Origin of the sequence: Streptomyces sp. WAC06614 (assembly GCF_003949795.1) — a bacterium.
Classification (GTDB): Bacteria; Actinomycetota; Actinomycetes; order Streptomycetales; family Streptomycetaceae; genus Streptomyces.
Window position 1 is genome coordinate 1 of record NZ_RPRY01000386.1, and the last position, 6,080, is coordinate 6,080.

The 6,080-nt window shown below is 71.3% G+C and carries 1 protein-coding gene; it reads right to left on the bottom strand.

The annotated features are described in order from the left end of the window. The coding region (locus EF918_RS31305) for a hypothetical protein (protein WP_185922004.1) at positions 1 to 3,566 on the bottom strand (3,566 nt) is incomplete at its 3' end. Positions 3,567 to 6,080: the final 2,514 nt, after the last annotated feature.

Consider the following 6,080-nt stretch of genomic DNA (forward strand, 5'->3'; position numbering starts at 1 on the left):
GTGGCGGTGAGGGTGGGGGTGCGGGCGGCGTCCCCCGTGTCGGCGTACTCGTGCCAGGCCGCGCCGTCGGCGAGGACGGTGGGCCTGCCGTCGGCGGTGATGCCGATGTGCCGGGCGGTGACGAGGCGGCCGCCGGTGCCGGTGTCGGGGCCCGTGCCGGCAGCGGTGTCGGTGTCGGGGCCCGTGCCGGTTCCCGTCCCGGTGCCGGTCCCCGTCCCGGTGGCGGGGCCGGTGTGCGGGACGTACCAGACGGGCGCGTTCGCGGCGAGGGCCGTGAGGGGGTCGGGGCCCTCGGCGTGCGCACGGCCGGGGGCGCGGTGCTTCCACAGCCCGGACATCACCGTCTTGACGGTGGCCTCGTGCGCGGACGTGGCGAGGTCGCACGCCGTGAACTGGATCCGGCTCACCCCCTCCAGCCGGCCGGTGTCATGGGCGTCGGTCAGCGCCTTGAGGACGACGGCGGGGTCAGGAGTGCCGTCGGCACCGGTGTGCATCCCGACGACGAACACCTCCGCCCGCGGCGGAAGGGCGCCGAGGGCCTCGGCCTGGGCAGGGCTGAGGGCGCCGACCGCGATGCCTGCCGGGATACGGGTGACGGGCGGCCGGGGAGCCACCATCCGCACGGGCGTCAGCTGCTCGCCCAGCCACCAGCCCTCGGCATCGCCGAGCGGCGGGCGCTCGCCGACACGTTCCTCGAACAGCCCGGTGACGGTGTCCGGCAAGGTCACCTTCAGCGGTGCCTCCCCGGCGACGGCGAGGTGGCTGAGCGTGATGCTCCTGACCATCGACCGCAGGTCCTCGCGGTGCGCGAGGAACTCCAGAGCGGCCTGCCACACCAGATCCGGCTGCGGGTGCTTCTCGACCGCCGACCGGACGGCGTACAGGTGCAGATCGCCCTGGCGGTTGTAGAGGCTGCGGATGAGGGTGTGGGTGACCTTCCGGGTGAACTCCAGGGTGCGTTCCTTGGTCCACGTCGCCTCGGGGCCGACGGGCTGCGGGGAAGCCATCCAGGAGGCGTCGCTGCCCATCGACACGCCCTCGATCGCGGGCAGGCCGGTCACGTGCGGGAACCCGAACTTCTGGGCCAGCGGCAGAATCGAGTCCGGGCCGGTGCGCATCATCACCGAATTGCGGCGCGGCCGGCCCAGCGGCTGGGTGAAGACCTCCTTGGCGAAGGAATCGACCGTCGTTCCGTAGAGCTCCCCTTGTGTCTTGTCGTAGTTCTCGACGAGCTGTTGCTCCATACCGTCGGCGAACGGGTGGTGGGCGGGGAACACCCACGCCGAATTGCCGAAGTTCCGCGACACCACGTGGGCGCCCATCGCCGCCTTGCTGTCGACGGCGTGCTGCAGGCTTTCCAGGTGGGAGATCCTGTTGTCACCGTCGCTGTAGAGGCCGCCGAAGCGCTTGACGATCATCACGCGCAAGAGGTCGCTGAACTCGGCGTATCCCGGGCCCGTCTGCCGTGCGAGCTCCGTCTTGAGGATGTCGGCGTGGTGCGGCGTGGGGGCTGCCGAGTTGAACACCTCGAAGACGTTGACGAGCATGATCCCGTGCTCGTCCGCCCACCGGTGGAACTCCCACAGGGCGGCGAGCTCAGGGTCGGTGGGTCCCTCGGTCAGACCCTGGACCTGGGCCAACTGCTCCCGGCTCACGTCCGTCCACAGGACGCTGTACGCGTGCCCCTGCAGGTGGGCGGCGTTCTCCGCGGTGGTCCTCCAGAAGCCGGCCGACGGGCCGTCGGGCTTCACCGGGCCACCGACCCAGATCGAGTGCACGAGCTTCGGAATCTCGACTTGGTCGTACGGCAGCGGAGGGGCGTCCTGCCCCGGGGCCCAGACCTTGGAGGGGCGGACGGCGGAGGACACGCTGGACCCGTCCACGCTGTTCGCCCGGATGGTGTCGAGGGACAGGGACTCCTCCGGCGCGTAGCGCATGTCCATCAAGTAGAGGAACGCGCACTGCTCGTCCGCGGTGAGCTGCCCATAGTCGTAGGGCTCTTTGGTGGCGGGATCCACCAGGAACGTCGGCGGCCCGGGCGGATCCAGCAGACCGAACACGTCCACGCCCAGGGACCGGTGGGCGGTGACCTCACGGACATCGGGGATGCGTGCCGACTGCCGCAGGTCGGAGAGGAGTTCCTCCGACGACCGGTACCCGACGGGCTCGACGACAGGAGCGGACTTCCCGAACGTCACACCGCGCTCGACGTCGTCCGGCCCGTCCACGGTCGCCTGCCCGGAGTCGGTGGAAGGGACGGTGGCGGCCGTCGTGGTGTCGGTGCTGGGGCGGTCCGGGTGACCGGTGGGGTAGAAGAGCTCGAACTGGCGTGGCAGGCCGTCGGTCTTCTGCACCACATAGGTGATGGGGGGCAACGGCATGGAGTAGATGTCCTCCGCCTCCATGAACGGGATTCCCACGAGGCCCGTGGGCGCGTGCACGACGGCTCCGGAAGAGTCGGCCAGGGCCTGCGCGTCCGTGGCGGCATTGCAGGCGAACGCCAGAATGTGCAGGTGTTCCCCGGGCGGCAGTTTCGCCATGAGGGAGGCGACGCTCGGCCTGCGCCTGAGGTACTTGCCGGTCTCGGTCGCGTCGGCCCGCACGTTGTCCGTGGCGGTGCGGAAGTAGAACTCCCGCCCGTTGTTGCCGGCATGCATGCCCTCGATGCGGGTGGCCGCGTTCCAGGTGGGCTCGAAGGACAGACCGGTCGGATCCATCTCGTGGGTCCAGTTGGTGTATTCGGAGATCTTCAGCAGATGGGTGAGCGCCTGCCCGTGCGTGCGCCAGTCCGCGTCGTCGAAGTGGGCTCGGCCGAGCGGCTTCCCGGTGCCGGGGTCCACCACGGTGCGGGTGAGCAGGTCGCTGTCCGGGACGAGCCGGCCGTCGATCGTGAGCAGGTGACCGGGCGTGCCGAGTTGCGGGTCGACGCCCCCACGGCTCGGCGGGTCGATCCGTACGATCTCGCCCCGCGGGCCCGGTTTCGCGGCCCCCGGCGCCTGGTACGGCGTCTTGACACCGATCTGCCAGGAGGCGAGCTCCGGCGCGAAGACTTCGTACAGCTCTCCGACCAGGGCGTACACGGTGCGTGGCCGGCCGGCCTGGTCCAGCAGGTGGGCGACGGTGCGAGGGAAGTCCAGGCCGCCTGATCCGCTGTGGGAGAAGGCGAGCAGCAGGGGTACGTCGGCCGGTAGCCGGTCCAGCACCGGATCGGCCGTGATGAGTGCCGCCAGCCGGTCGAGGGGGACCGTGACCGCGTCGTCGTCGCCGTCGGTCAGCGCCATCTGCTCGGCGAGCTCGCCGCTGAGCATGACGGTGTACGGGGTGGGGCCGCCCGCCCACGGCGCGCGAGCCGTGCCGTGGTCCTGCGCGACGTAGGCGTCGTCGGCTTCGTCAAGGGCCGGGTCGTACTGGATGCGCCGGTACGTCGTGGGGCTCGTCTCGTACCCGCCGTGCATGCGCGTCGCCTCGTGGAGGGCGAGGTTCTCCGGGTCGAGGTAGGCCCGGCCCAGCGGAGGGTCGGCGTCCTTCGGTCCCATCGGCAGGCTCTTGACGGTGACGCCTTCCATCCCGAGCTCCTGTCGGTGCCCGGGCGGACGAAGAGGACGGCGCCCTCGGAGGCGTCGAACGGCCGGTCGGGGTCCTTGCCGACCATGCCGGTGGGGCCGGAAGCCACATGGACCACGGCCTTGAGGTCGTCCGCGAGCTGCTGGGCCTCGGCGGGGGCGCAGCTGAGGAGCATGAGGTGCGGGTACGTCCGGGACCCGGTGCCCGGCCCGTCGGGGCCGGGCCGGTCGGCGTCCAGCAGGTTCGCGAGGCTCGGCCAGCGGCGCATGATGCGACCCAGGCCGCGCGCGTCCGTACGGACGGAACCGGTCGGACGGCCGGGGTCCGTGCCGAGGTGGAAGGAGCGGGCACCGGCGTGCGAGGAGAAGAAGTAGGTGTTCTTCGGCCAGGGCACCGCGGCGAAGTCTCCCGTGGGCACGTCCCACCGGTCGCGCCGCTCGTACTGCTCCATGTCGCGCAGATGGCGGTAGAGGTCCTTGCGGATCTCCCAGTCACGGTCGTCGAAGACGGCGCGGCCGAACTTCCGGCCCTCGGTGTCGAGGAGGTCACGGGTCGTGGGCCGGGCATCGGAGGGGGTGACGGCGGTGGTGTCGGGAGCCGACGGGTCGGCGGCCGGTCCGCTGTCCGGGGCCGTGTTGTCGGCGGTGGCCGGGGGGAGCGGAGAGGTCGGCGCCACCATGCGGACGGGTGTCAGCTGGTCGACGATCCACCAGTTCTCCTCGTCACCGAGCGGCAGCCTCCGGGGTTCGAGGTACTCGAAGAGGGGCCTGACGTTCTGCGGAAGCTCCAGGACATCCGGGTCCTGGCCGTCCTCGGTGAAGCGGGTGACCGTGATGCTGGTGACCAGCGGACGCAGATCGTCACGGCGGGCGATGAACTCCAGAGCGGCCTGCCAGATCAGCTCGGGCCGGGGGTGCTTGGCGACGACCGGGGCGATCGCGAACAGGTGGAGGTCGCCCTGCCGGTTGGCGAGGCTGCGGATCAGGGTCTGGGTGACCTTCTGGGTGAATTCCAGGGTCCGCTCCCTGCTCCACACGGAATCCGCGGGCCTCGGCGTCCCGGGCACCCTCCAGGCCATGTCGCCGCCCATCTGCACCCCCTCGACGGGGGGCAGGGCGGCCGCGTGCGCGAACCCGAACTGCTGGGCCGTGGGGATCACGGCGTCCGGGCCCGTGCGCAGCATCACCGAGTCACGGCGTACCCGGAGATCCGCGAGCGTCGTGAACAGGTGGGCGGGCAGCGGGGCGTACTTGGCGTACAGCTCCAGCTGCGTCTTGCGGTAGTTGCCGGCGATCGCGTCCTCGAGAGCGACGGCGAAGGGATGCCCCGCGGGGAAGACCCACGCCGAATTGCCGAAGTGCGTGCCGTGCGCGTGGGAGCCCATCGCGCTGGGGTGATCCGCGGCCGTGCGCAGACAGGTGAGGTCGTCGATCCGGTTGTCGCCGTCGCTGTAGAGACCGCCGTACCACCTCATGACCATGATGCGCAGGAGGTCGCTGGCCGCGGCGTATCCCGGGCCGGTCTGCCGGACCAGCTCCGTCATGAGGATCGGCATGCGTGTGGTCGGGTGGGCGGAGTGGAACACCTCGAAGAGGTTGACGAGGGTGATGCCGTGGGTGTCGGCCCAGCGGTGGAACTCCCAGACTTCGGCCAGATCCCCGTCGGCCGGCCGTTCGGCCAGCTCACGGACCGCGTCCAGCTGGGCGCGCGGAACATCCGTCCACAGCACGAACTGCGCCTGATCACCGAGGCGGCTCGCGTTGGAGCCCGCGGTCTCCCAGAACCCGGCCGACGGACCCTCGGGCTTCACCGGACCGCCCACCCAGATCGAATGGACCACCTTGGGGATGGTCACCGTGTCGTAGGGAAGCGGTGGCGCCGTCTCCAGCGGGGCCCACGCCCTGGGGTCCCGTACGGAGGACGACACGCTGTGCTGCCCTGGAGCGGTGCCCTCCAGGAGGGAATGCGGCGCCACGCTCCCCGGCCCGGGCGCCGGGAGCCGCATGTCCATGCGCCGGAAGAACGCGAACACCTGGTCGGCGGTGAGGGCCGAGTGGTCGTACGGGGCTCCGGTCGAGGGGTCGACGAGGAAGGCCGGCGGTTCGTGCGGCTGCAGCAGCCCGAACACGTCCGCGGCGAGGGAGCCTTCGGTGGGTATCGCGCCGACGTCAGGGACCAGCGCCGACCGCCAGAGGTCCGCGGACAGTTCCTCGGCCGCGTCGTACGGACCGTCGGCTTCGCCCGTGCCGAACGGCACGGCGAAGGGGTGCTGCTCGTGTTCCGTCGCAAAGACGTGGCGGAAGCCGTCGGGGAGGGTGCTCGGGAGCGGGCGGGTGGCGGGGCTGTGGGTGGTGTCGCCCGTGTCGGTGTACTCGTGCCAGGCGGCGGTGTCGGTGGTGACGAGGGTCGGTCTGCCGTCGGCGGTGAGGCCGAGGCGGTGGGCGGTGACGAGCCGGCCGGTCGGTGTCTCGGGCGCGTCGGCCGTGTCGGTGCTGGTGGTGGGGACGTACCAGACG